This window comes from Streptomyces sp. NPDC001606 (genome assembly GCF_053596835.1).
In genome coordinates this window covers 239906-262545 of the sequence record NZ_JBSFHC010000002.1, presented here as the reverse complement: position 1 = coordinate 262545, position 22640 = coordinate 239906, and the positions used below count along the sequence as shown (strand labels likewise).

The 22640-nt window shown below is 71.7% G+C and carries 17 protein-coding genes; 11 read left to right on the top strand and 6 right to left on the bottom strand.

Annotated features, from left to right (window positions below; genetic code table 11):
* Positions 1–22 precede the first annotated feature (22 nt).
* Both ACWCV9_RS05565 and ACWCV9_RS05560 read right to left on the bottom strand, forming a co-directional pair.
* The gene (locus ACWCV9_RS05565) at positions 23–1156 is read right to left on the bottom strand and encodes a PQQ-dependent sugar dehydrogenase (protein WP_450784703.1); all 1134 of its coding nucleotides are present in this window, start codon (positions 1154–1156) and stop codon (positions 23–25) included.
* A gap of 76 nt (positions 1157–1232) precedes the next feature.
* Positions 1233–2231 (bottom strand): aldo/keto reductase, encoded by a 999-nt coding sequence (locus ACWCV9_RS05560; RefSeq protein WP_450784411.1) that lies wholly within the window; start codon positions 2229–2231, stop codon positions 1233–1235.
* 75 nt (positions 2232–2306) lie between these two features.
* Between ACWCV9_RS05560 and ACWCV9_RS05555 the strand changes: the two genes are divergently transcribed.
* The 6 genes from ACWCV9_RS05555 to serA all read left to right on the top strand — a co-directional run bounded on the left by ACWCV9_RS05555 (position 2307) and on the right by serA (position 12363).
* Positions 2307–3269 carry a 2-hydroxyacid dehydrogenase gene (locus ACWCV9_RS05555; protein ID WP_450784410.1) on the top strand — a complete coding sequence of 321 codons (963 nt, stop codon included), beginning with the start codon at positions 2307–2309 and terminating at the stop codon, positions 3267–3269.
* A gap of 377 nt (positions 3270–3646) precedes the next feature.
* The gene (locus ACWCV9_RS05550) at positions 3647–6703 is read left to right on the top strand and encodes a putative bifunctional diguanylate cyclase/phosphodiesterase (RefSeq protein ID WP_450784409.1); all 3057 of its coding nucleotides are present in this window, start codon (positions 3647–3649) and stop codon (positions 6701–6703) included.
* A 244-nt stretch (positions 6704–6947) separates the two neighbouring features.
* Positions 6948–8795 carry an acetolactate synthase large subunit gene (locus tag ACWCV9_RS05545; RefSeq protein ID WP_450784408.1) on the top strand — a complete coding sequence of 616 codons (1848 nt, stop codon included), beginning with the start codon at positions 6948–6950 and terminating at the stop codon, positions 8793–8795.
* Between the two features lie 22 nt (positions 8796–8817).
* On the top strand, positions 8818–9342 hold the full coding sequence (gene ilvN, locus ACWCV9_RS05540; protein ID WP_030614411.1) for an acetolactate synthase small subunit: 525 nt from the start codon (positions 8818–8820) through the stop codon (positions 9340–9342).
* Positions 9343–9530: 188 nt separating this feature from the next.
* Positions 9531–10529 (top strand): ketol-acid reductoisomerase, encoded by a 999-nt coding sequence (gene ilvC, locus ACWCV9_RS05535; RefSeq protein WP_385839798.1) that lies wholly within the window; start codon positions 9531–9533, stop codon positions 10527–10529.
* Positions 10530–10773: 244 nt separating this feature from the next.
* The gene (gene serA / locus ACWCV9_RS05530; protein ID WP_450784407.1) at positions 10774–12363 is read left to right on the top strand and encodes a phosphoglycerate dehydrogenase; all 1590 of its coding nucleotides are present in this window, start codon (positions 10774–10776) and stop codon (positions 12361–12363) included.
* Positions 12364–12431: 68 nt separating this feature from the next.
* Here the strand turns inward: serA and ACWCV9_RS05525 are convergent, their stop codons facing one another.
* Positions 12432–13976: an MFS transporter gene (locus ACWCV9_RS05525; RefSeq protein WP_450784406.1), complete on the bottom strand. Its 1545-nt coding sequence runs from the start codon at positions 13974–13976 to the stop codon at positions 12432–12434.
* A gap of 96 nt (positions 13977–14072) precedes the next feature.
* Between ACWCV9_RS05525 and ACWCV9_RS05520 the strand changes: the two genes are divergently transcribed.
* The 3 genes from ACWCV9_RS05520 to ACWCV9_RS05510 all read left to right on the top strand — a co-directional run bounded on the left by ACWCV9_RS05520 (position 14073) and on the right by ACWCV9_RS05510 (position 17229).
* On the top strand, positions 14073–14663 hold the full coding sequence (locus ACWCV9_RS05520; RefSeq protein WP_385839795.1) for a TetR/AcrR family transcriptional regulator: 591 nt from the start codon (positions 14073–14075) through the stop codon (positions 14661–14663).
* Positions 14664–14729: 66 nt separating this feature from the next.
* Positions 14730–15158 (top strand): hypothetical protein, encoded by a 429-nt coding sequence (locus ACWCV9_RS05515; RefSeq protein WP_450784405.1) that lies wholly within the window; start codon positions 14730–14732, stop codon positions 15156–15158.
* Complete coding sequence (locus tag ACWCV9_RS05510) at positions 15151–17229, top strand: tetratricopeptide repeat protein (RefSeq protein ID WP_450784404.1); 2079 nt, start codon at positions 15151–15153, stop codon at positions 17227–17229. Before ACWCV9_RS05515 ends, ACWCV9_RS05510 begins: the two co-directional genes overlap by 8 nt.
* A 31-nt stretch (positions 17230–17260) precedes the next feature.
* On the opposite strand, the gene ACWCV9_RS05505 is transcribed toward ACWCV9_RS05510, so the two are convergent.
* Together ACWCV9_RS05505 and ACWCV9_RS05500 are read right to left on the bottom strand one after the other, a co-directional pair.
* Entirely contained in the window at positions 17261–18046 is a 786-nt protein-coding gene (locus ACWCV9_RS05505; RefSeq protein ID WP_450784403.1) for a hypothetical protein, read from the bottom strand.
* Between the two features lie 58 nt (positions 18047–18104).
* Positions 18105–19316, bottom strand: a complete 1212-nt coding sequence (locus ACWCV9_RS05500) for a PucR family transcriptional regulator (protein WP_385839791.1) — start codon at positions 19314–19316, stop codon at positions 18105–18107.
* A 164-nt stretch (positions 19317–19480) separates the two neighbouring features.
* Here ACWCV9_RS05500 and ACWCV9_RS05495 point away from each other — a divergent pair, with 164 nt between their 5' ends.
* On the top strand, positions 19481–20407 hold the full coding sequence (locus tag ACWCV9_RS05495; RefSeq protein ID WP_450784402.1) for a proline dehydrogenase family protein: 927 nt from the start codon (positions 19481–19483) through the stop codon (positions 20405–20407).
* Positions 20408–20456: 49 nt separating this feature from the next.
* On the top strand, positions 20457–22088 hold the full coding sequence (gene pruA, locus ACWCV9_RS05490; RefSeq protein WP_450784401.1) for an L-glutamate gamma-semialdehyde dehydrogenase: 1632 nt from the start codon (positions 20457–20459) through the stop codon (positions 22086–22088).
* A gap of 84 nt (positions 22089–22172) precedes the next feature.
* Here the strand turns inward: pruA and ACWCV9_RS05485 are convergent, their stop codons facing one another.
* Positions 22173–22580, bottom strand: a complete 408-nt coding sequence (locus ACWCV9_RS05485) for a hypothetical protein (protein WP_385839788.1) — start codon at positions 22578–22580, stop codon at positions 22173–22175.
* Positions 22581–22640 lie beyond the last annotated feature (60 nt).

Below are 22640 nucleotides of genomic sequence, written 5' to 3'. Positions count from 1 at the left end.
CGAGGACGCACAGCCGCGCCGCTCAGCTCACCCGCAGCTCCAGCAGCCGGTCGTCCCCGGGCTTCGGGGTGCCCCGGCCGTCCGTGTTGCTGGTCAGCAGCCACAGGCGGTCGCCGCCCGCCGGGGCCACCGTGCGCAGGCGGCCGTAGGTGCCGGTGAGTAAGGCCTGCGGGGCGGCCGCGGCCGAGGTGCCGTGCAGCGGCACGCGCCACAGCCGCCGGCCCTTCAGCGCCGCCATCCAGATGACGCCCTTGACGTAGGCGATCCCGCTGGGGGAGGCCTCGTCGGTGTGCCACTCGGCCACCGGGTTCTGGAAGGCGGGGTCGGAGGACCTGCCCTCGGCCTTCGGCCAGCCGTAGTTGCCGCCGGGCTTGATCGCGTTCAGCTCGTCCCAGGTGTCCTGCCCGAACTCCGAGGCGAACAGCCGCTGACGGGTGTCCCAGGCCAGCCCCTGGACGTTGCGGTGACCGTAGGAGTACACGGGGGAGTCCGGGAAGGGGTTGCCGGGCGCCGGCTCGCCGTCCGGGGTCAGCCGCAGGATCTTGCCGCCCAGCGAGGACCGGTCCTGGGCCAGTCCGCGCCGGCCGCTCTCACCGGTCCCCGCGTACAGCATCCCGTCCGGGCCGAACGCGATCCGGCCGCCGTTGTGGATCGCGCCCTTCGGTATGCCCTTGAACACCGTGTCCGGAGCGCCCAGCTGCTCCCCGGCCGGCTTCCGGTCGTCGTACAGCACCCGGACGATGCGGTTGTCCGAGGCCGAGGTGAAGTAGGCGTAGATCAGATGGTCCGCCGTGAACTCGGGGGAGAGGGCGATGCCGAGCAGACCGCCCTCGCCGCCGGGGGAGACTCCGGAGACCGTGCCGAGGACGGTCTTGCGGCCGGTCCTCCCGTCGATCCGGGTGATGGTGCCGTCGTCCCGGGAGGAGACCAGCAGCGCGCCGTCCGGCAGCACCGCCAGCCCCCAGGGCGTCTTCAGCCCCTGCGTCACCGTGCGCAGCACCGTCACCGACCCCTTGGCCGGTGGGACCGGCTCGCCGGCCCGGGCGGAGGGGGCGGCGCTCCCGGACGGCGTACCGATCGGCGGCAGCGGCGGCCCGCCCCCGGAGGAGCAGCCCGCCGTCAGCAGCAGGGCGGCCGCGGCCAGCACGGCCGGCACAGCTCGTCGTCGCACGATCTCGGTCCCTTCGGGGCACGGCCTGTGGGGCCTGTGGTCGAAAACGGCGGTGCCGCGCTCAGTCCCAGGATCCCCGGGCCGCGGGCAGTCGCGCCACCTCGGCGAGGTCCTCCGCGGTCAGCCGCAGCCCCGCCGCAGCCGCGTTCTCTGCGGCCCAGCGCTCCCGCTTGGTGCCCGGCAGGGCGATCACATGGCGTCCCTGCGCCAGCACCCAGGCGAGCGCCACCTGGGCCGGGGTCACGTCCTCGCCGTGCCGCCGCGCGATCCGCCGCAGTCCCGCCACGATCGGCTGGTTGGCGGCCATCATCTCGGCCGTGAACCGCGGATGGCGGGCCCGCACGTCGTCCGGCTCGAAACCCTCGCCCGGGGTCAGCGTGCCGGTCAGGAAGCCGTTGCCCAGCGGCATCGCCGCGAGGAAGCCCACGCCCCGCGCCTCGCACCACGGCAGCAGCGCGGCCAGCGCCTCCGGCGACCACACCGACAGCTCCGCCTGCACCGCGGCCACCGGGAACACCTGCTGCACCCGCTGGAGTTGGCGCAGCGTCGTGTCGTACAGCCCGGTGCCCGGCCGGCGGCCGCCGCGCGCGCCCACCGCGCACAGCCCCAGCGCCCGCACCTTCCCGGCCCGCACCAGCTCGGCCATCGCGCCCCAGGTCTCCTCGACCGGGACCTCGGGGTCGGCGCGGTGCAGCTGGTAGAGGTCGATGACATCGGTCTGCAACCGCCGCAGCGAGGCGTCGCAGGCCCGCTTCACATAGCCCGGGCGGCCGTTGGCCACGATGTGCTGTTCGCCCACCAGCAGGCCCACCTTGGTGGACACGAAGGCGTCTTCGCGCCGCTCCTTGAGCACCCGGCCGAGCAGCAGCTCATTGGTGAACGGGCCGTACATGTCCGCCGTGTCCAGCAGCGTCGAGCCCGCGTCCAGCGCCCGGTGCACACATCTCAGCGACTCGTCCCCCCGCTGCCGGGACCCGCTGTACGCCCAGCTCATCGGCATGCACCCGAGTCCGACGGCCCCCACCGCGAGTCCCCCCGCGCCGATCGTCCTGCGCTCCACCTGCTCGTGAACCTCCCTCTGCCCGGCCCCCAACCTAACCTCTGCGCTCCCGGCCGCCTGACATAGCCTCCTGCCATGACTTCAGACGTATGGCTGCCCATTCCCCCGCAGGAGATCGACGGGCTGCCCGCGGGTCCCCGGTACCTGTTCTGGGACGGCGGCGCGGACGGCGAGCAGGAGTTCCCCGGCGATCCGGCGGACTGCGCCGTGTACGTCGTGCCGTACATGAAGCCCCTGCCGGTGCGGGTGCGGCCGCTCAAGGAGCTCACCGGGGTGCGGGTGGTCCAGACGCTGACCGCGGGGGTGGACGACATCACCGGGCGGCTGGCGGACCTGGTGCCCGGGGTACAGCTGTGCAACGCGCGCGGAGTGCACGAGACCAGCACCGCCGAGCTGGCGCTCACCCTGACCCTGGCCAGTCTGCGCGGCATACCCGGCTTCGTCCGGGCGCAGCAGGAGGAGCGCTGGGAGGGCGGCTTCCAGCCCTCGCTCGCCGACCGGACCGTGCTCATCGTCGGCTACGGCGCGATCGGCGAGGCCATCGAGGACCGGCTCACGCCGTTCGAGGTAGCGCGGGTCGTGCGCGTCGCGCGCTCCGCGCGCACCACCGCGCGCGGTCCCGTGCATCCGATCGCCGATGTGCTCTCACTGCTTCCGTGCGCGGATGTCGTCATCCTGGCCACTCCGCTCACCGCGGACACCAGGGGCCTCGTGAACGCCGGCTTCCTGGCCCGGATGAAGGAGGGGGCGCTGCTGGTCAACGTGGCGCGCGGGCCTGTCGTGGACACGGAGGCGCTGGTCGCCGAGCTGGAGACCGGCCGGATCACCGCGGCCCTGGACGTGACCGATCCCGAGCCGCTGCCGCCGGGCCATCCGCTTTGGCACGCGCCCGGTGTCCTGATCAGCCCGCATGTGGGCGGGCCCTCCTCCGCTTTCCGGCCGCGCGCCGAGCGGCTGCTCGTCGACCAGTTGACCCGGTACGTGAACCACGAGCCGCTGCGGAACGTGATCCTGACGACGGGAGAGGACGGCCGGTAAGCGATTTCCGGCACCCTCCGCAACTCTCCGGACGCGGCCGGTAGGCGCATACTCCCTGGTCGTCACGGAGCGTAGAGAAGCTATGTCCCTGAGTGACGATACTGGTGTATCGTCCCCGACAGGGGATGCGCCGCTGACCACTCGGCGCCGGGGATGGACATTTCAGATTTGTGAGGGGGGCGACGGGCGATGCACGGCCTATGGACGAACGATCCGACGCGGCGGAGCCGCCGACGGCGACCCTGGCGCACGGCGGCGCGCAGACGCGGTCAGCACACCAGCCATCACAGCCATCACCCGCACAGGCCGGGCGGCCGCAGGAGGCATGCGCACCGGGACCGGCGCGACCCGGGAGCGGCGCGGACCGGGAGGCCCCGGTGAGTGCGCCGCCCTCTGTGACGCCCCCGCTCGACGGAGCCGTGCGCGCACCGCACCCGCACGAGGCGCCGCCACCCCGCCGGCCGGCCCGCGGTGAGGGTGCGCGCACGAAGGAACAGCTCGTCCTCGCCGTGATCTGCGCGGCCTACGCCATCGGCTCCGCGTTCGACTGGGGCTCCACCGAAGTCGCCCTGGTCATGGGCGACTTCGGGCTGAGCGCCGCGGCCGGCACCGCCGCCGTCTCCTGTCTCCTCTACGCCCGCAGGGCGCGCGTGCGCTTCCGCGCGGCCTGGCTGCTGTTCGCCCTCTCCTCGGCGATGGCGGCCCTGGGCAACGCGGTCTGGGGCTGGTACGAGGTGGTGCTCGGCCGGACCGTGCCCAGCCCGAGCTACGCCGACCTGTTCTTCCTCTGCTTCGCGCCACCCGCCATCGTGGGCCTGCTGGTCCTCGCCAAGCGGCCGGTGACCAGGGCCGGCTGGATCTGCCTCGCCCTGGACGCCTGGCTGATCGGCGGCTCGCTGCTCACCCTGTCGTGGAGCCTGGCGCTCGCCCAGGCGGCCCGCTTCGACGGGCCGAGCGTGGCCCACACCGCGCTGTCGCTGGCGTACCCGCTGCTCGACATCGCGCTGGTCAGCATGGTGCTCGCGCTGCACTTCCGGCGCGCCCCGGGCAACCGTACGGCGGTGAACACCGCGATCGGCGCGCTCGCGCTCACCGTGATGTGCGACGCGCTGTTCACCTCCCCGCTGCTGCACAGCAGCTACCACTCCGGGCAGTTGCTGGACGCGGGCTGGTTCGCCGGTTCGCTGCTGCTCGCCTACGCGCCCTGGGCCGCGCCCCGGCGCCCCGGCGGGCCGCAGTCCCGCGCCGGGGAGGGGTACACGCGCGTGGTCCACGAGCACGTGCCCGGCCAGCGCGGCACCGGCCAGCACCATGTGTTCGCGACCGGCGCGGGAGGCGACCACAGCCGCTACCCGGCGGGCCGGCCGCTCAGCGGCTCCCTCGCCGCGCTCACCCCGTACCTCGCCGCCGCCGTGTGCACCCTGGGCATCCTGTACAACGTCCTCAACGGCCGCCGGCCCGACCATGTCGTGCTGATCACCGCGGGCGCCGTCGTCCTCGCCCTCGTCATCCGGCAGGGCATCATGCTGCTGGACAACATCACCCTCACCCAGGAGCTGGCGCAGAAGGAGAACCACTTCCGCTCCCTGGTGCAGGGCTCCAGCGACGTCATCATGATCGCCGCTCCCAACGGCGTCCTCCGGTACGTCTCCCCGGCCGCCGCCGGGGTGTACGGCCGGCCCGCCGAGGAGCTGGTGGGCCAGGAGCTGGCCGGCATCATCCACCCGGAGGACCTCGGCTGTGTGGTGCACGAGGTGCGCCGGTTCCTCACCGCGAGCCCGCTGGAGGAGCCGACCACGCGCATCGAGTGCCGGTTCCGCTCCGGCGACGGCAGCTGGCTCAACGTGGAGTCCACCGTCAACCGGCACCACGGCGGTCTGATCTTCAACAGCCGGGACGTCACCGAACGGGTGCGTCTCCAGGCCCAGTTGCAGCACAACGCCGAACACGACCCGCTGACCGACCTGCCCAACCGCGCGCTGTTCACCCGGCGCGTCCAGCAGGCCCTGTCCGGGCGCCGGGCCACCGACCGGGGTGCCGCGCTGCTGGGCACGGCCGTGCTCTTCATCGACCTGGACGGCTTCAAGGCCGTCAACGACACCATCGGCCACCAGGCCGGGGACGAGCTGCTCGTGCAGGCCGCCCGCAGGCTCCAGGACGCGGTCCGGCAGGGCGACACCGCCTCCCGGCTCGGGGGCGACGAGTTCGCGGCCCTGATCGTCGGGGACGGCAGCCGCGACCGCGCCGCCCGGGAGCGGAACATCCTGGAGCTGGCCGACCGGCTCCGGGTGACCCTCTCCCAGCCGTACGCCATCGACGGCAACGACGTCCGGGTCAACGCCTCCATCGGCGTCGCCTTCGCCGAGCCGGGCCTGGGCGCGGGCGAGCTGCTGCGCAACGCCGACCTCGCGATGTACCGCGCGAAGGCGGCCGGCAAGGGCCGGGTCGAGCTGTACAAGCCGCAGATGCAGCAGGACGTCGTACGCAAGGCGGAGCTGGCCACCCGGCTGCGCGCCGCGCTGCACGACGGCGAGTTCGCGCTGTTGCACCAGCCGGTGGTGTGCCTGGAGAACGGCCGGATCAGGGCGGTCGGCGCGCAGGCGCGCTGGCGCTCCTCGCAGGGGGTGCTGTTCACGCCGGCCGAGTTCCTGCGGGTGGCCGAGGACGGCGACAAGACGGCCGAGCTGGACCGCTGGATCCTCCAGGAGGCGGTGGAGCAGGCCGCCGAGCGGGCGGCGAGCGGGCTGCTCGTCCCGGTGGTCGTCCGGATGAGCGCCCGGCGGCTGCTGGAACGCTCGACGCCGCTGGGCTCCGTGGAGGCGCTGCTCACCCGGCACGGGCTGCCGGGCGGCGCGCTGATCATCGAGCTGTCCGACGTCGACCCCAGGGCGCCCCTGGACGAGCTGGAGCGGCGGCTGACCGCGCTCAGCCGGCTCGGGGTGCGCATCGCGCTGGACGGCTTCGGCACCGGCTGCGCGGCCATCACGGCTCTCAGGAGGCTTCCCGTGGACATCCTCAAGCTCGACCGCAGCCTGGTCGAGGGCGTGGTCGAGTCCCCGCGGCTGCACAAGATCACCGGTGGGCTGCTGCGCATCGCCGGGGATCTCGGGCTGCTGTCGGTGGCCGAGGGGGTGGACCTGCCCGAGCAGGTGGTCGCGCTGCGCGCGATGGGCTGCACGCATGGACAGGGCATGGCGTTCGCCGGGCCGCTGGACGAGTACCGGCTGCGTCGGGCGCTCGGATCCGGCCACTATCCGGTGCCGCACGCCCCGGCCGAACCGGCGTTCGCGGGCAGTGTGCGCGAGCCCAAGGGGCGTGTCGGCGAACGGGCCATGGAGCGGGGCTCGGGGGTGTACACAGGAGGTGTCACCGCTGTTCTCGGAGGCAGTCGTGGCCATCGCTCACATTCTGAGACGCCCGTCCCACCCACTTGACACGTGGTGCGCGTCGGGGGGAGGGTCAGTGCCATGCGCACCCGAATTCTCGTACTTGGACAGCGCGTCGGCTGAGCTGGGACCCACCGGAGGACGATCCGGAATCCCCAGCGACCCACACCGACGCGCTCCCCTCGCTTGCCCCTGTGGCACGAGGGGTTTTTTGTTGCACGAGCACCGGCCGTGCACCGCGTGAATCCGCCCGAACCTCGCACCAACCCTCAGCATCGAGAAGAGAATGCCGATGACCGAGCAGGCCACCGGGGCCCACCATCCGCAGCCGCGGCCCCGTTCCGGAGGACACTCCACCCCCGTCGAGCACGTCACGGGTGCGCAGTCCCTCATCCGCTCCCTCGAGGAGGTCGGCGCTGAGACGGTATTCGGCATTCCCGGCGGCGCGATCCTCCCGGCCTACGACCCGCTGATGGACTCCACCCGGGTGCGTCACGTCCTGGTCCGGCACGAGCAGGGCGCCGGCCACGCGGCCACCGGCTACGCACAGGCCACCGGCAAGGTCGGCGTCTGCATGGCGACCTCCGGCCCCGGCGCCACCAACCTGGTCACGCCGATCGCCGACGCCCACATGGACTCCGTGCCGCTGGTCGCGATCACCGGCCAGGTCGCCTCGAAGGCGATCGGCACCGACGCCTTCCAGGAGGCGGACATCGTCGGCATCACCATGCCGATCACCAAGCACAACTTCCTGGTCACCAAGGCCGATGACATCCCGCGGGTCATCGCGCAGGCGTTCCACATCGCCTCCACCGGCCGCCCGGGCCCGGTCCTGGTCGACATCTCCAAGGACGCCCTCCAGGCGAAGACCACCTTCTCCTGGCCGCCCACCATGGACCTGCCCGGCTACCGCCCGGTGACCAAGCCGCACGCCAAGCAGATCCGCGAGGCGGCCAAGATGATCACCTCCGCCAAGCGACCCGTCCTCTACGTCGGCGGCGGTGTCCTCAAGGCGCAGGCGACCGCCGAGCTGAAGGTCCTCGCCGAACTCACCGGAGCGCCCGTCACCACCACCCTGATGGCGCTCGGCGCGTTCCCCGACAGCCACCCGCTGCACGTGGGAATGCCGGGCATGCACGGTGCGGTCACCGCCGTCACCGCGCTTCAGAAGGCCGACCTGATCGTCGCCCTCGGCGCCCGCTTCGACGACCGCGTCACCGGCAAGCTGGACAGCTTCGCGCCGTACGCCAAGATCGTCCACGCCGACATCGACCCGGCCGAGATCGGCAAGAACCGCGCCGCCGACGTGCCGATCGTCGGGGACGCCCGCGAGGTCATCGCCGATCTCGTCCAGGCCGTGCAGAAGGAGCACAGCGAGGGTCACAAGGGCGACTACACCGCCTGGTGGAGCGACCTCAACCGCTGGCGCGAGACCTACCCGCTCGGCTACGACCAGCCCGAGGACGGCTCGCTCTCCCCGCAGGCGGTCATCGAGCGCATCGGCCGGCTCGCCCCCGAGGGCACCATCTACGCGGCGGGCGTCGGCCAGCACCAGATGTGGTCCGCGCACTTCATCCAGTACGACCAGCCCGCCACCTGGCTGAACTCCGGCGGCGCCGGAACCATGGGCTACGCGGTCCCCGCCGCCATGGGCGCCAAGGCCGGCCGGCCCGAGCGCACCGTCTGGGCGATCGACGGCGACGGCTGCTTCCAGATGACCAATCAGGAACTGACCACCTGCGCCCTGAACAACATCCCGATCAAGGTCGCCGTCATCAACAACGGCGCCCTCGGGATGGTCCGCCAGTGGCAGACCCTCTTCTACAACCAGCGCTACTCCAACACGGTGCTGCACAGCGGTCCGGACGACATCAACCCGGAGGCGCGGGGCACCCGGGTGCCGGACTTCGTGAAGCTGTCCGAGGCGATGGGCTGTGTCGGCCTGCGCTGCGAGCGCCCGGAGGACCTGGACAAGGTCATCCAGGAGGCGAACTCCATCAACGACCGCCCGGTCGTCGTCGACTTCATCGTCCACGAGGACGCGATGGTGTGGCCGATGGTCGCCGCCGGCACCTCCAACGACGAGATCATGGCCGCCCGGGACGTCCGCCCCGACTTCGGCGACAACGAAGACGACTGAGCGAGAGAGACGTAAAAAGACCATGTCCAAGCACACGCTCTCGGTCCTGGTGGAGAACACCCCGGGCATCCTCGCCCGGATCGCCGCCCTGTTCTCGCGCCGCGGCTTCAACATCGACTCGCTCGCGGTCGGCGTCACCGAGCACCCCGACATCTCCCGCATCACCATCGTGGTGAACGTCGAGGACCTGCCGCTGGAGCAGGTGACCAAGCAGCTCAACAAGCTCGTCAACGTGCTGAAGATCGTCGAGCTGGAGCCGGGTCAGGCCGTCCAGCGCGAACTCGTCCTGGTGAAGGTCCGCGCCGACAACGAGACCCGCTCCCAGATCGTGGAGATCGTCCAGCTGTTCCGCGCCAAGACCGTCGACGTCTCCCCGGAGGCCGTCACCATCGAGGCCACCGGATCCAGCGACAAGCTGTCGGCCATGCTGAAGATGCTGGAGCCCTACGGCATCAAGGAGCTGGTCCAGTCCGGCACGATCGCGATCGGCCGGGGCGCCCGGTCCATCACGGACCGTTCGCTGCGCGCGCTCGACCGATCCGCGTAAAGCTGAAGACGTACCAAGCTGAAGACGTACCAAGCTGAAGACGTACCGAAGCTGAAGACGTAACGCCACGGCTGAAAACGGGCGGCCGGTGACCTCCGTCCCGCCCGTATGCCGAGACCCTGAAACTTCCTCACCGCCCACCGTCATACGGTGGGACGCACCACCTGCACACAAGGAGAGAACCCAAAGTGGCCGAGCTGTTCTACGACGCTGACGCCGACCTGTCCATCATCCAGGGCCGCAAGGTCGCGGTCATCGGCTACGGCAGCCAGGGCCACGCCCACGCGCTGTCGCTGCGCGACTCCGGTGTCGACGTCCGTGTCGGTCTGCACGAGGGCTCCAAGTCCAAGGCCAAGGCCGAGGAGCAGGGCCTGCGCGTGGTGACCCCGGCCGAGGCCGCCGCCGAGGCCGACGTCATCATGATCCTGGTCCCGGACCCGATCCAGGCCCAGGTCTACGAGGAGTCCATCGCCCCGAACCTGAAGGACGGCGACGCGCTGTTCTTCGGCCATGGCTTCAACATCCGCTTCGGCTTCATCAAGCCCCCGGCCGGCGTGGACGTCTGCATGGTCGCCCCGAAGGGCCCGGGCCACCTGGTCCGCCGTCAGTACGAGGAGGGCCGCGGCGTTCCCTGCATCGCCGCCGTCGAGCAGGACGCCTCCGGCAACGCCCTGAAGCTGGCCCTGTCGTACGCCAAGGGCATCGGCGGCACCCGCGCCGGCGTCATCAAGACGACCTTCACCGAGGAGACCGAGACCGACCTGTTCGGTGAGCAGGCCGTCCTGTGCGGTGGCACCGCCGCGCTGGTCAAGGCGGGCTTCGAGACCCTGACCGAGGCCGGCTACCAGCCGGAGATCGCCTACTTCGAGTGCCTGCACGAGCTGAAGCTGATCGTGGACCTCATGTACGAGGGCGGCCTGGAGAAGATGCGCTGGTCCGTCTCCGAGACCGCCGAGTGGGGCGACTACGTCACCGGCCCGCGGATCATCACCGACGCCACCAAGGCCGAGATGAAGAAGGTCCTCGCCGAGATCCAGGACGGCACCTTCGCCAAGAACTGGATGGACGAGTACCACGGCGGTCTGAAGAAGTACAACGAGTACAAGCAGCAGGACTCCGAGCACCTGCTGGAGACCACGGGCAAGCAGCTCCGCAAGCTGATGAGCTGGGTGAACGAGGAGGCGTAAGCCTTGGATCAGGGGGTCGGGGCCGGTGCCCCGGCCCCCCTCGTCCATCTGTTGTCCAGCCCGTCCAGCCACGGACGGGTGATCTCTCCGCAGAGGCGCACTACGCCATCCATCGCGCCACTACACTGCTTGCACAACACGCGTCAGGCCCACAGCGTCGTGCGTCTTCCGCGGCTAGCCCCCCTCCTCCGCCTGCGGCCGTCGGGACGGCCGTCCGCATGCTCTGGACTTGTGAGGACCTCACGTGAGCTCGAAACCCGTCGTACTCATCGCTGAAGAGCTGTCGCCCGCGACCGTGGACGCGCTCGGCCCGGACTTCGAGATCCGGCACACCAACGGCGCCGACCGGGCCGAACTGCTGCCGGCCATCGCCGACGTCGACGCGATCCTGATCCGTTCCGCCACCAAGGTCGACGCCGAGGCCATCGCCGCGGCGAAGAAGCTCAAGGTCGTCGCGCGAGCCGGCGTCGGCCTCGACAACGTGGACGTCTCCGCCGCCACCAAGGCCGGCGTGATGGTCGTCAACGCCCCGACCTCCAACATCGTGACCGCCGCCGAGCTGGCCTGCGGCCTCCTCGTCGCCACCGCCCGGCACATCCCGCAGGCCAACGCCGCGCTGAAGAACGGCGAGTGGAAGCGCAGCAAGTACACGGGCGTCGAGCTGGCCGAGAAGACCCTCGGTGTCGTCGGCCTCGGCCGCATCGGCGCCCTGGTCGCCCAGCGCATGTCCGCCTTCGGGATGAAGGTCGTCGCCTACGACCCCTACATCCAGCCCGCGCGCGCCGCGCAGATGGGCGTCAAGGTGCTGTCGCTGGACGAGCTGCTCGAGGTCTCCGACTTCATCACCGTCCACCTGCCCAAGACCCCCGAGACCCTCGGCCTCATCGGCGAGGAGGCGCTGCGCAAGGTCAAGCCGAGCGTGCGCATCGTCAACGCCGCGCGCGGCGGCATCGTGGACGAGGCGGCGCTGTACTCGGCGCTGAAGGAGGGCCGGGTCGCCGGCGCGGGCCTCGACGTGTACGCGAAGGAGCCGTGCACCGACTCCCCGCTGTTCGAGCTGGACCAGGTGGTCTGCACCCCGCACCTCGGCGCGTCGACCGACGAGGCGCAGGAGAAGGCCGGTATCGCCGTCGCCAAGTCGGTGCGCCTCGCCCTCGCCGGTGAGCTGGTCCCGGACGCGGTGAACGTCCAGGGCGGTGTCATCGCCGAGGACGTCAAGCCGGGCCTGCCGCTCGCCGAGCGCCTCGGCCGGATCTTCACCGCGCTCGCCGGTGAGGTCGCCGTCCGTCTCGACGTCGAGGTCTACGGCGAGATCACCCAGCACGATGTGAAGGTGCTGGAGCTGTCCGCGCTCAAGGGTGTCTTCGAGGACGTCGTCGACGAGACCGTGTCCTACGTCAACGCGCCGCTGTTCGCCCAGGAGCGCGGTGTCGAGGTCCGTCTGACCACCAGCTCCGAGTCCGCCGACCACCGCAACGTGGTCACCGTGCGCGGCACCCTGGGCACCGGCGAGGAGGTGTCGGTCTCCGGCACGCTGGCCGGTCCGAAGCACCTCCAGAAGATCGTGGCCGTCGGCGACTACGACGTCGACCTGGCGCTCGCCGACCACATGGTCGTCCTGCGCTACGAGGACCGTCCGGGTGTCGTCGGCACCGTCGGCCGCATCCTCGGCGAGGCGGGCATCAACATCGCCGGCATGCAGGTCGCCCGCGCGGCCGCCGGCGGCGAGGCGCTGGCCGTCCTGACCGTGGACGACACGGTCGCCGCCGGTGTGCTGGCCGAGCTGGCCTCGGAGATCGGGGCGACCTCCGCCCGCTCCGTGAACCTGGTCTGAGCCGTTCACGCTCAAGCGCCGGCCGGGCTGATGTTCATCAGCCCGGCCGGCGCTTTTTTCGTGCCGCCTTACTCGTCGTCCCCGCTCCCGATCCGGCGCAGGCTCACCGCCGCGCCCACCGCCGCCCCCAGCAGCAGCACCGCCCCGGCGATCGCCGCCGCGTGCATCCCGCTGGTGAACGCCGCCCGTGCCGTGGCGAGCAGGGACGCGCCGGCCCGGCCGGGCAGCGAGGCGGCGCTCGCCAGGGCCCCGCCCAGGGTCTCGCGGGCCCCGGCCGGAGCCGTGGCCGGCATCGCGTGGCGGTAGACCGCCGTACCGATGGAGCCGAGCACCGCCATACCGAGCGCGCCGCCGAACTCGGCGCCGGTCTCCAGCAGCGAGGAGGCCGTGCCCGCCCGCTCCAGCGGGGCGCCGCGCATCGCGAGGTCGGTCAGCTGGGACATCAGCGCGACCAGCCCGCAGGCCAGGATTCCGGAGCCGGTGAGCGCGAGCCACAGCGAGTCGGTGCCGACGAGGGCGAGCAGCGCATAGCCGGCCGCCATGGTCGCGAAGCCGCCGGCGACGACGTACCCCCGGTTGACGCCCCGCCGTACGAGCTGGGCGGTGAGCGGAGCGGCGACCCCGATGAACACCGAGGGCAGCAGGCTCCACAGGGCCGCCGCCAGCGGGCTCTCGCCGAGGACCGACTGGAGGTACTGCGTGGTGAAGACGGCCGAGCCCATCATGCCGAGGCTCGCGACGAGGTTCAGCACCAGCGCCGGGGTGAAGCCGTGCCCCTTCAGCAGGGCGGGCGGGACGAGCGGGGCGGCCGTGGTGCGCTGGCGGTGGACGAAGAGGGCCGCGAAGAGCAGACCGACGGTGAGCGAGCCGACGTAGAGCGGGTGCCAGCCCTCGGAGGGGATCTCCTTCAGGCCGTAGACCACGGGGAGCACGGCGGCCATCGACAGCGGGACGCTCGGCCAGTCGAAGCGGCCGGGCTCGGGATTGCGGGACTCCGGCAGCAGCACCGGGCCGAGGAGCAGGAGCAGCGCCATCGCGGGCAGGTTGACCAGGAAGACCGAGCCCCACCAGAAGTGCTCGACCAGGATGCCACTCAGCACCGAGCCGAGGGCGATACCGCCGGTCATCACGCTGGACCACAGGCCGAGTGCCTTCGCCCGCTGGCCGGGGTCGGCGAACATCGTGCGCAGCAGCGCCATCGTGGACGGCATCAGGGTCGCGCCGCCGATGCCGAGGACCGCGCGGGCCGCGATCAGGGTCTCGGCGCTGTTCGCGTAGGCGGCGAGGAGCGAGGCGGCGCCGAAGGCCGCGGCCCCCGCCAGCAGCAGCCGGCGGTGGCCGACGCGGTCGCCCAGGGCGCCCATGGTCATCAGCAGGCCGGCCAGGACGAAGCCGTAGACGTCGAAGATCCACAGCTGCTGGGTGCCGCTCGGGTGCAGGTCGGCGCTGATCGCCGGGGTCGCGAAGTACAGGACCGAGACGTCCATCGAGACCAGCAGCAGCGGCAGCATCAGCACGCCGAGCGCGGTCCACTCGCGGCGTCCGGCGCGGGCGGTCGGGGAGGGGGTCGGGGACGGGGTGGGGCTCGGGGCGGTGCTCGTCGCGTTGGTCATGACAGGGAATGTACAAGCGTCTTAAACAGCTGTCTAGAACGATTGTATAAGTCACGCGTCTATGACGGCTGTATGGACCGTGGGTAGGGTGAGGCCATGGGACACCGTGAGGATCTGCTCGAAGGCGCCAAGCGCTGCCTGCTGGAGAAGGGCTTCGCGCGCACGACGGCACGCGACATCGTCAAGGAGTCGGGGACCAACCTGGCCTCGATCGGCTACCACTACGGGTCGAAGGACGCGCTCCTGGCGCAGGCGTATGTGGCGCTGATCGAGGGCGTGGGGGAGAGCTTCGACCCCGGCTGGGGCAGCGGCGGCGAGGTCACCTCACCCGCCGGCTCACTGGCGCGGTTCCAGGAGGTGTGGGCGGACATCATCCGGGCGGTGCCCGCCTCCCGGGCGATCTGGCTGCTCAGCTTCGAGCTGCTCTTCCAGGGCGACCGGCTGCCGGAGGTGCGCAGACTCCTGGCGGAGGCCCAGGTGGAGGGCCGTAAGGGCATCCTGTCGATGTTCAACGGCGTGCCGGAGGATCAGCTGGACGACGCGGCCGTCGACACCGAGGGCCGCTTCTACCAGACCCTGCTCAACGGACTGATGGTCCAGTGGCTGTTCGACCCCGACTCGGCGACCGGGGCCGAACAGCTCACCGAGGGTCTGCGCCGGATCCTCGCGGCGGCCGAGCCGAGCTGATCCCTTGCGAACCTCCTTCCAGTACAGTCGACTTGAAGTGGTTCGCGGGCGTCTTCGGGGGGCCGGATGGACAGTGCCGGGGTCGAGCGGGTCCGGGTGAACGTGTTCGCTCCGGCCGACGCGGAGTCGCTGGCCGCGACCGAGGCCGCGTTCGCGGCCGCCGAGAGCGCCGGGAAGGGCGTCGACGCGCGCGGGACCGTTCCGCTGGGCGACGTGCTGATGATCGGCTCGGTGGCGACGCACGCCCTCGCCTATCTGATCAACACCCTGCGCAAGGCGTGGAGCAAGGGCGTGGTGGTCGACGCGATCGGGCGGCAGCTCACCATCCGCCAGGACCCGGCGCTGCCGCGCGGTGTCGTGGTGGTGCGCGGCAAGTCGGGCGAGGTGACCGTGCGCGACGGAGCCGGGCTGGCGGACGTCATCGCCGGTGCGCTGCCGCCCCGCGGCGGGGACACCGGGTCCGGCGGTGCCGCCGGGGGACCGGGCGGTGTCTGACCCGGGGCGCAGCATCCTCTTCGGCGAGCAGCAGAATCCCCTGCTCGCGGCCGAGGCCCGCGAGATGAGCATGGCCTTCGCGGACTTCTCCTTCCTGCGGTGGATCACCGGCGAGGAGGATCCGGACCGGGCCTGGGAGATGTACTTCGACCGCACCCAACGCCAGGTCCGGGGGCTTCTGGACGGGCTGCTGGGCACCTTTCCCCCGGAGGACCACGCCCGGGCGCTGGAACTGGCGCGCTCCGTCGAGGCGTTCGTCCTGCCGTCGATGGCCGTGGAGTCCCGGGTCTTCCGCAACCCCGGCGAGGCCGGCGGCTGGCTCATCGGCATCTCCCCGCTCGTGGTGCAGATGAGCGCCGAGATCGCCTGGGGGATGAACACCGCCCACCCCTACATGGCCGAAGTGCTGCCCAAGGGCTGGGAGGAGGCGACGATGCACGCCTTCGAATCGCTCGACCTGTTCATCAGCCGGTACATCCGTGCGCTGGAGGGGAACGGTGAAGCGCCCCCGCCGACGAGCATGCTGGACATCGCGATGGAGGTCACCGCCGAGGACCGGGAACGGCAGCACGGCCGGGGGCCGCGCGACTTCTACGACGCGGCGGTCGCCTTCGCCCTCACCCATGAACTGACCCACATCCAGTACGGGCATCTCTGGCCGGTGGACCACGCCGGCCCGCCGGTGCTCCTCCCCCAGGACACCGCCGCGGCCCTCGGCGTCACCGACGAGGAGAACGAGGAACTCATCGCCGACGCCGCGACCTTCACCGCCTGCTTCAACTACTTCCTCGGCGTGTGGTTCATGCTGAACGAGCGGCCCCGCGCCCTGCGCCACCCGGTGCGGGCATGGCGCTGGCAGGCCCGGATGCGGCTCACCGCCTGGCACAGCGCGCGCCGCGCGACCGAGGCCTGCGAGGCCTACTACTCCACCGTCGCCATTCTCGCGGACCTCACCTTCCGCCGCGGCGACGACGACACATCCCGGCGGCTGATGACGACCGCCGCCCGGCTCCCGCTGATCCAGCTCTACGTCCAGCGGATGCGCGAGGAGCAACTCGCCGCCGCGTACGGGCCGTTCATGTGGGCCGACCGGGACGTCTCCTACCGCAAGGCGCACCACCGCTGGCGCATCCACATCATCGACGACGTCCTGCCGGCGACGAGCCGCCACCAGCGCACGGACACCCCCGACTGGGTCCTCTCGCTGCGCACCCCCGTCGATCCGGCCGGTGAAAAGCCACTGGCGGCCATCGCCCTGGCCGAGTGGCAGCAGACGCTCGACCGGGTGACGCGGGAGCAGGGGCCCGACGCCCCCGACACCTTCGCCGCGCGCGCCAACCTCGCGCAGTTGCGGTACCAGAGCGGAGACACCGCGGGCGTGGTGGCCGCGCTGGAGGAGCTGCGCGGCGACGTCGAGCGGGCGCTGGGCCGCGACCACCTCCACGCCTTCACCGTCCGGCACAACCTGGCCTGGTTCCGGGCGGACACGGGCGACCGCGAGGGCGCCATCACCGCCTACCTCGAACTCCTCGCCGACCAGGAACGCGTCCTCGGCCGCAAGCACCCCGAAGCCCTGGACACCCGGTACGAACTGGCCTGGCTGTACGGCCAGACCGGCAAGGCGGCTCTGGCGGCGGACACCTTCCAGGTGCTGCTGACGGCCTACGAGCGCGCCCTCGGCCCCGGGCACTCCGCCACGGTCGCCACCCGCAAGAGCCTCGCCCACTGGCGCGAGCGGGCGGGGGACCCCGAGGGAGCGGCCGCCGTCGAGGCCCAGCTGCTGGCCCAGCAGGAGCCCGTGCTCAGCCCCGGCCACCCCGACACGCTCGCCGCCTACGAGGCTCGCCTCGCCGAACACCGGCGCATCCGCGGCCTCGGCCACCCGGACACCCTCACCACCCTCTGGCTCGTCGCGATGCTGCGCGGCAGGGCGGGTGACGCGGCCGGGGCCGCCGCCGCGTACCAGGAACTGCTCGGCCAGGACCTGCGCGAGCTGGGCTTCGACGAGGTGGACCTCCGGCTCATCGAGGACAGCCTGGACCACTGGCGGGGCCGCACCGCTGACGGGTGAGGGCGCCCTGGCGGCAAGCCGCCGGCCGGTCCTACCCGGCCGGCAGGGCGAAGGCGTAGCCGCGCCGCTCGCCGCAGGCGGGGCACAGGCCGGTGAAGAGGGAGTGCAGGCCGCTGTCCGTCCGGGTCACGGTGTTGTCCCAGCGGCAGCGGAACTCCCCGCACACGCAGGCGCGGTGCACCACGTCCACGAACGCGCCGAGATTGGTGTCATGCCCCGTCTCGCGCTCGGGATCGGGGACGTATCCGTCGGTGAGCCGGGGATACGGCCGGCGCTTGCGCTCCAGCGAGGACGCGGTGATGGCGCCCTTCCCCTCGCACTCGACGCAGGTGCCGGGGCCGTAGTTGCTCGCGTAGCACCAGCAGCGGCCGTAGCTCCGGGGATTGCCCGGGTCGCGGCCGGTGCCCTCGCAGTCCATGCAGGCTCCCCAGCCGTGGCAGGTGTCGCAGAGCACGCCGTCGACCGTGCTGAGGGTGTACCAGGGCTGCCCCAGCGCCCGCGCCGGGAACACCACGGGCGACCAGGCGGTGCACATCAGGACCGCCGGGCCCCGGCCCTGACGGATCTCGGCCGAGTGGTCCCCGTGCCGGACCGCTCCCCGGCCGGCCGTCTCCCACCCGGCCGCCCGGAAGGCGTCCCGTACGGCGTCGACGCCGGGCGAACCGGCTCCGTCCAGGGCGGCGAGGAGCAGCGAACGATGACCGACCGGCTCGGGGTCGTTCAGGTGGACCGGTTCCGTCCACGCCCGGACCAGCACCGGCGGGTGTGCCGGGGATGCCGTGGAGAGGATCCCGAGTATCTGCTCCTTCAGCCACATGGACGCATCCTGACACGGGCCCCGGCGCCGGGCCCGGGCATGACAGGAAGAGGCCCGGCTACAGCCGTGCCCCCTTCAGGGCCATGTGCAGCAGCAGCCGGTCCTCCCCGTCGTCCAGGTCCAGGCCCGTCAGCTGTTCCACGCGGGACAGCCGGTAGTAGAGGGTCTGGCGGTGGACGCCGAGGGCGGCGGCGGTGCGGCCGGCCTGGCCGGCGTGGTCCAGGTAGGCCTCCGCGGTCCGGGCCAGTTCCTGGTGGGCGGGGGCGAGGAGCGGTGCCACGGCCGGGTCGTGGGTCACCCGGGCGGGCAGCGAGGTGAGCAGCCGGTAGGGGCCGATCCGGGACCACTCCGCGACCGGTCCGAGCCGGGGCTCGGCGAGCGCGGCCCGGGCCGCCGCCGACGCCTCCTGCCAGGCCACGCCCAGCTCGGCCAGGCCGGCCCGGACCTCGCCGACCCCGGCCGCGCGGGCGCCCTCCCGCAGCAGCCGCGAGGCGGCCGTCAGCGCCGGGGCCAGTACGTCCGTCGAGCGCAGCCGCACCAGCACGGCCAGACACTGCTGCCCCGGCCCCGCCGCCGCACCGCCCTTGGCGTCCCCCTCCCACGGCACCGTGCACAGCGCCGTCGCGTGCGGCACCGTACGGGCCGACGGCGCGTCGTCGGGGTCGGCCGAGGGCCAGGGGGCGACACAGACCACGGCGTGCGGGCCCTGTCCGCGCGGGCCCAGGGCGGTGCGCAGCGCGCCCACCGCCATGTCCTGCCGCCAGCCCGGCTCGGTGCTCAGCACCGCCCGGAACTCCCGGGTCAGATCGGCGCCGTGCTGTGCCTCGTCGGCGAGCAGCGCGCCGATCCGGGCCGTCACCGCCATGGCCGCCGCCAGCTGGGCGTCCGTCGGACCGGGGTCGTCCTCCAGCAGCCAGACATAGCCGAGGACGACACCCCGGTGGCGGGCGGGCAGGCAGATCCGGCCGCGGTACACCCCCGCCGCCGGGGTCGGCGGGATCCGCACCGGCCCGGTCGCCCGGGCGATGCCGAACCCCTCGAACCAGGCCCGGACCGCCGCCGTGGAGCGCCGGGTCAGGATGGAGCGGGTCCGGACCGGGTCCAGGGCCGAGGGATCGAGGTCGCCCTCGCTGTCGTACGCCCCGAAGGCGATCAGCTCGAAGTCCCGGTTCTCCAGGGTCGCCGGCGCGCCCAGCAGCTCCGAGATCTCATCGACCAGTTCCTGGTAGTCACCCCTGTATTCGGCCGTCACCCGGGCATTCTCCCGCATTTCCGCAGGGGCTTCATACATCTGTCTGAGATCCCGTGCACGGATGCGTGACAGCTGTCGATGGCCGAGGATCGGAGGGATCCTTAGGTTTCACGGTGGTTCTCCGTGCCGTACCCGAAGCGTCGGGTGATGGCCGTTTTGGTGCTTGTCTGTGGAGGTGCCCCGTGCTGGGTCCCGTGATTCTCGCCGCGTCGCGAAGCGACCGGATGCGACGCCTGATCTCGGCGGCCCCGGTGACGAAGCAGGTCGTCGACCGCTTCATCCCCGGCGAGACGGTGGCCGACATCGTCCCGATCATCAAGGACCTGACGGCCAAGGGTCTGGAGCTGACGATGGACGTCGTCGGCGAGGACATCACCACCCCCGAGCAGGCCACCGCCGCCCGGGACGCCTACCTCGCGCTCATCGACCACCTCAAGGAGCTGGACCTCGGCGCGCGCGTCGAGATGTCCGTCAAGCTCTCCATGTTCGGCCAGGCGCTGCCCGGCGGCCACGAGCTGGCGCTCGCCAACGTCCGCCCGGTCGTCGAGGCCGCCGCCGCCATCGGTACGACGGTCACGCTCGACGCCGAGGACCACACCACCCTCGACTCGATGTTCGCCATCCACGAGGAGCTGCGGAAGGACTTCCCGCAGACCGGCTGCGTCATCCAGGCCTACCTCTTCCGCACCGAGGCCGACGCCCGCCGGCTGGCCGAGTCCGGCAGCCGCGTCCGCCTGGTCAAGGGCGCCTACAAGGAGCCCGCCGAGGTCGCGTACCAGCAGAAGCACGAGATCGACAAGGCGTACGTCCGCATCCTGCGGATCCTGATGGAGGGCGAGGGCTACCCGATGATCGGGTCCCACGACCCGCGCCTGATCTCCATCGCCCAGGAGCTGGCCCACAAGGCCGGCCGCAAGCTCGACGAGTACGAGTTCCAGATGCTGTACGGCATCCGCGGCGACGAGCACCTGCGACTGGCCGCCGAGGGCCACCGCATGCGCGTCTACACCGCCTACGGCACCGACTGGTACGGCTACTTCATGCGCCGTCTCGCGGAGAAGCCGGCCAACCTCCGCTTCTTCCTCCGCTCGATGGTCAGCAAGGGCTGAGCCGCCCCCAAGCCCCACCACCCGCTCACGCACAAGGAGTTCGGATCTCATGGACGCTGTGACCCAGGTCCCCACCCCCGTCAACGAGCCGGTGCACGGCTACGCCCCCGGCTCGCCCGAGCGCGCCCGCCTCGAGGTCAAGCTCAAGGAGCTGGCCGAGAACCCGATCGACCTGCCGATGACCATCGGCGGCGAGAAGCGGATGGGCGGCGGCGAGCCGTTCCAGGTGGTCCAGCCGCACAACCACAAGGCCGTCATCGGCACCGGCCGGCACGCCACGCAGGCGGACGCCCAGGACGCCATCGACGCGGCCCTGGCCGCCGCGCCGGCCTGGCGTGCGATGGCCTTCGACGACCGTGCCGCGATCATCCTGCGCGCCGCCGAGCTGCTGGCCGGTCCGTGGCGCGAGACCATCGCCGCCTCCACCATGCTGGGCCAGTCCAAGACCGCCCAGCAGGCGGAGATCGACAGCCCCTGTGAGCTGGTCGACTTCTGGCGCTTCAACGTGCACTACGCCCGGCAGATCCTCGCCGAGCAGCCGCCGGCGAACTCCCCGGGTGTGTGGAACCGCCTGGACCACCGCCCGCTGGAGGGCTTCGTCTACGCGATCACGCCGTTCAACTTCTCGGCGATCGCCGCGAACCTGCCCACCGCCCCGGCCCTCATGGGCAACGTGGTGGTCTGGAAGCCGTCCCCGACCCAGACCCACGCGGCCGTCCTGCTGATGCAGCTGCTGGAGGAGGCGGGCCTGCCCAAGGGCGTCATCAACCTGGTCACCGGCGACGGCATCGCCGTCTCCGAGGTCGCCCTGCACCACCGCGACCTGGCCGGCATCCACTTCACCGGTTCCACCAAGACCTTCCAGTACCTGTGGAAGACGGTCGGCACCAACATCGAGAAGTACCGCTCGTACCCGCGTCTGGTCGGCGAGACCGGCGGCAAGGACTTCGTGGTCGCCCACCCGTCGGCCGACCGCGCGGTGCTGAAGACGGCCCTGACCCGCGGTGCCTTCGAGTACCAGGGCCAGAAGTGCAGCGCCACCTCCCGCGCGTACATCCCGGCGTCGATCTGGAACAGCGGCTTCAAGGAGGAGTTCGCCGCCGAGGTCGACTACCTCACCATGGGTGACGTCACCGACCTGTCGAACTTCATGGGCGCCGTGATCGACGAGCGCTCGTTCGCCAAGAACAAGGCCGCGATCGACCGCGCCAAGCAGGACCCGGCGTGCACGATCGTCGCGGGCGGCACCTACGACGACTCGGTCGGCTACTTCGTCCGCCCGACCGTCATCGAGTGCACCGACCCGGAGAACGAGGTCTTCACGACCGAGTACTTCGGCCCGATCCTCGCGGTGTACGTCTACGAGGACGAGAAGTACGACGAGATGCTGACCCAGATGGAGTCGGTGTCCGACTACGCCCTCACCGGCTCGGTCATCTCCAACGACCGTGCCGCGGCGGCCTACACGATGGAGAAGCTGCGCTACGCGGCCGGCAACTTCTACATCAACGACAAGTCGACCGGCGCCGTCGTCGGCCAGCAGCCCTTCGGCGGCGGCCGTGCCTCCGGCACCAACGACAAGGCCGGTGCCCCGCAGAACCTGCTGCGCTGGACGCTGACCCGCGCCATCAAGGAGACCCTGGTCCCGCCGACCGACTACGCGTACCCGCACATGGGCTGATCCCCGGCCCCCCCATGTCACGGGCCGGCAGGCCTGCCTCGGAGCAGGTCTGCCGGCCCGTCGCCATGTCCGGCCACGCCGCCCCTACGAGAAGTTCAGGGTGATGTCCTTCCCGTCCTTGAGGCCGCTCTGCTTGACGCTCGGGTGGAAGCTGTGCGTCGTGCCGCCCGAGGTCTCGCAGTTCACGGTGACGCGGAGGGTGAACGCCTTGTTCACCGGGACGGTGAGGTCGACCGGACCGTACGCGCCGCTCGACTGGTCGTTGTTGTCCACGCTGTCCGCCGCGGGGCCCTGCCCGGCGTTCAGCGTGATCTCGGTGGGTACGGTGTTCGGGAACCTCGTCGCGCAACTCGCCGTGCCGGAGTAGGACACGGTTCCCGTGGTGGTTGCCGAGTGTGCCGGTCCCACGACCAGCAGACTTCCGACGGTGGCCGTGGCGAGGACCGCCACGGCGCGGGACCTGTGGACGATGCGCGATGTGTTCGTGGGCATGTCACCACCTGCTCATGGTGTGCGGGTGTGTGATGGGGCCGCATGCGCGCGTCGCGCTGG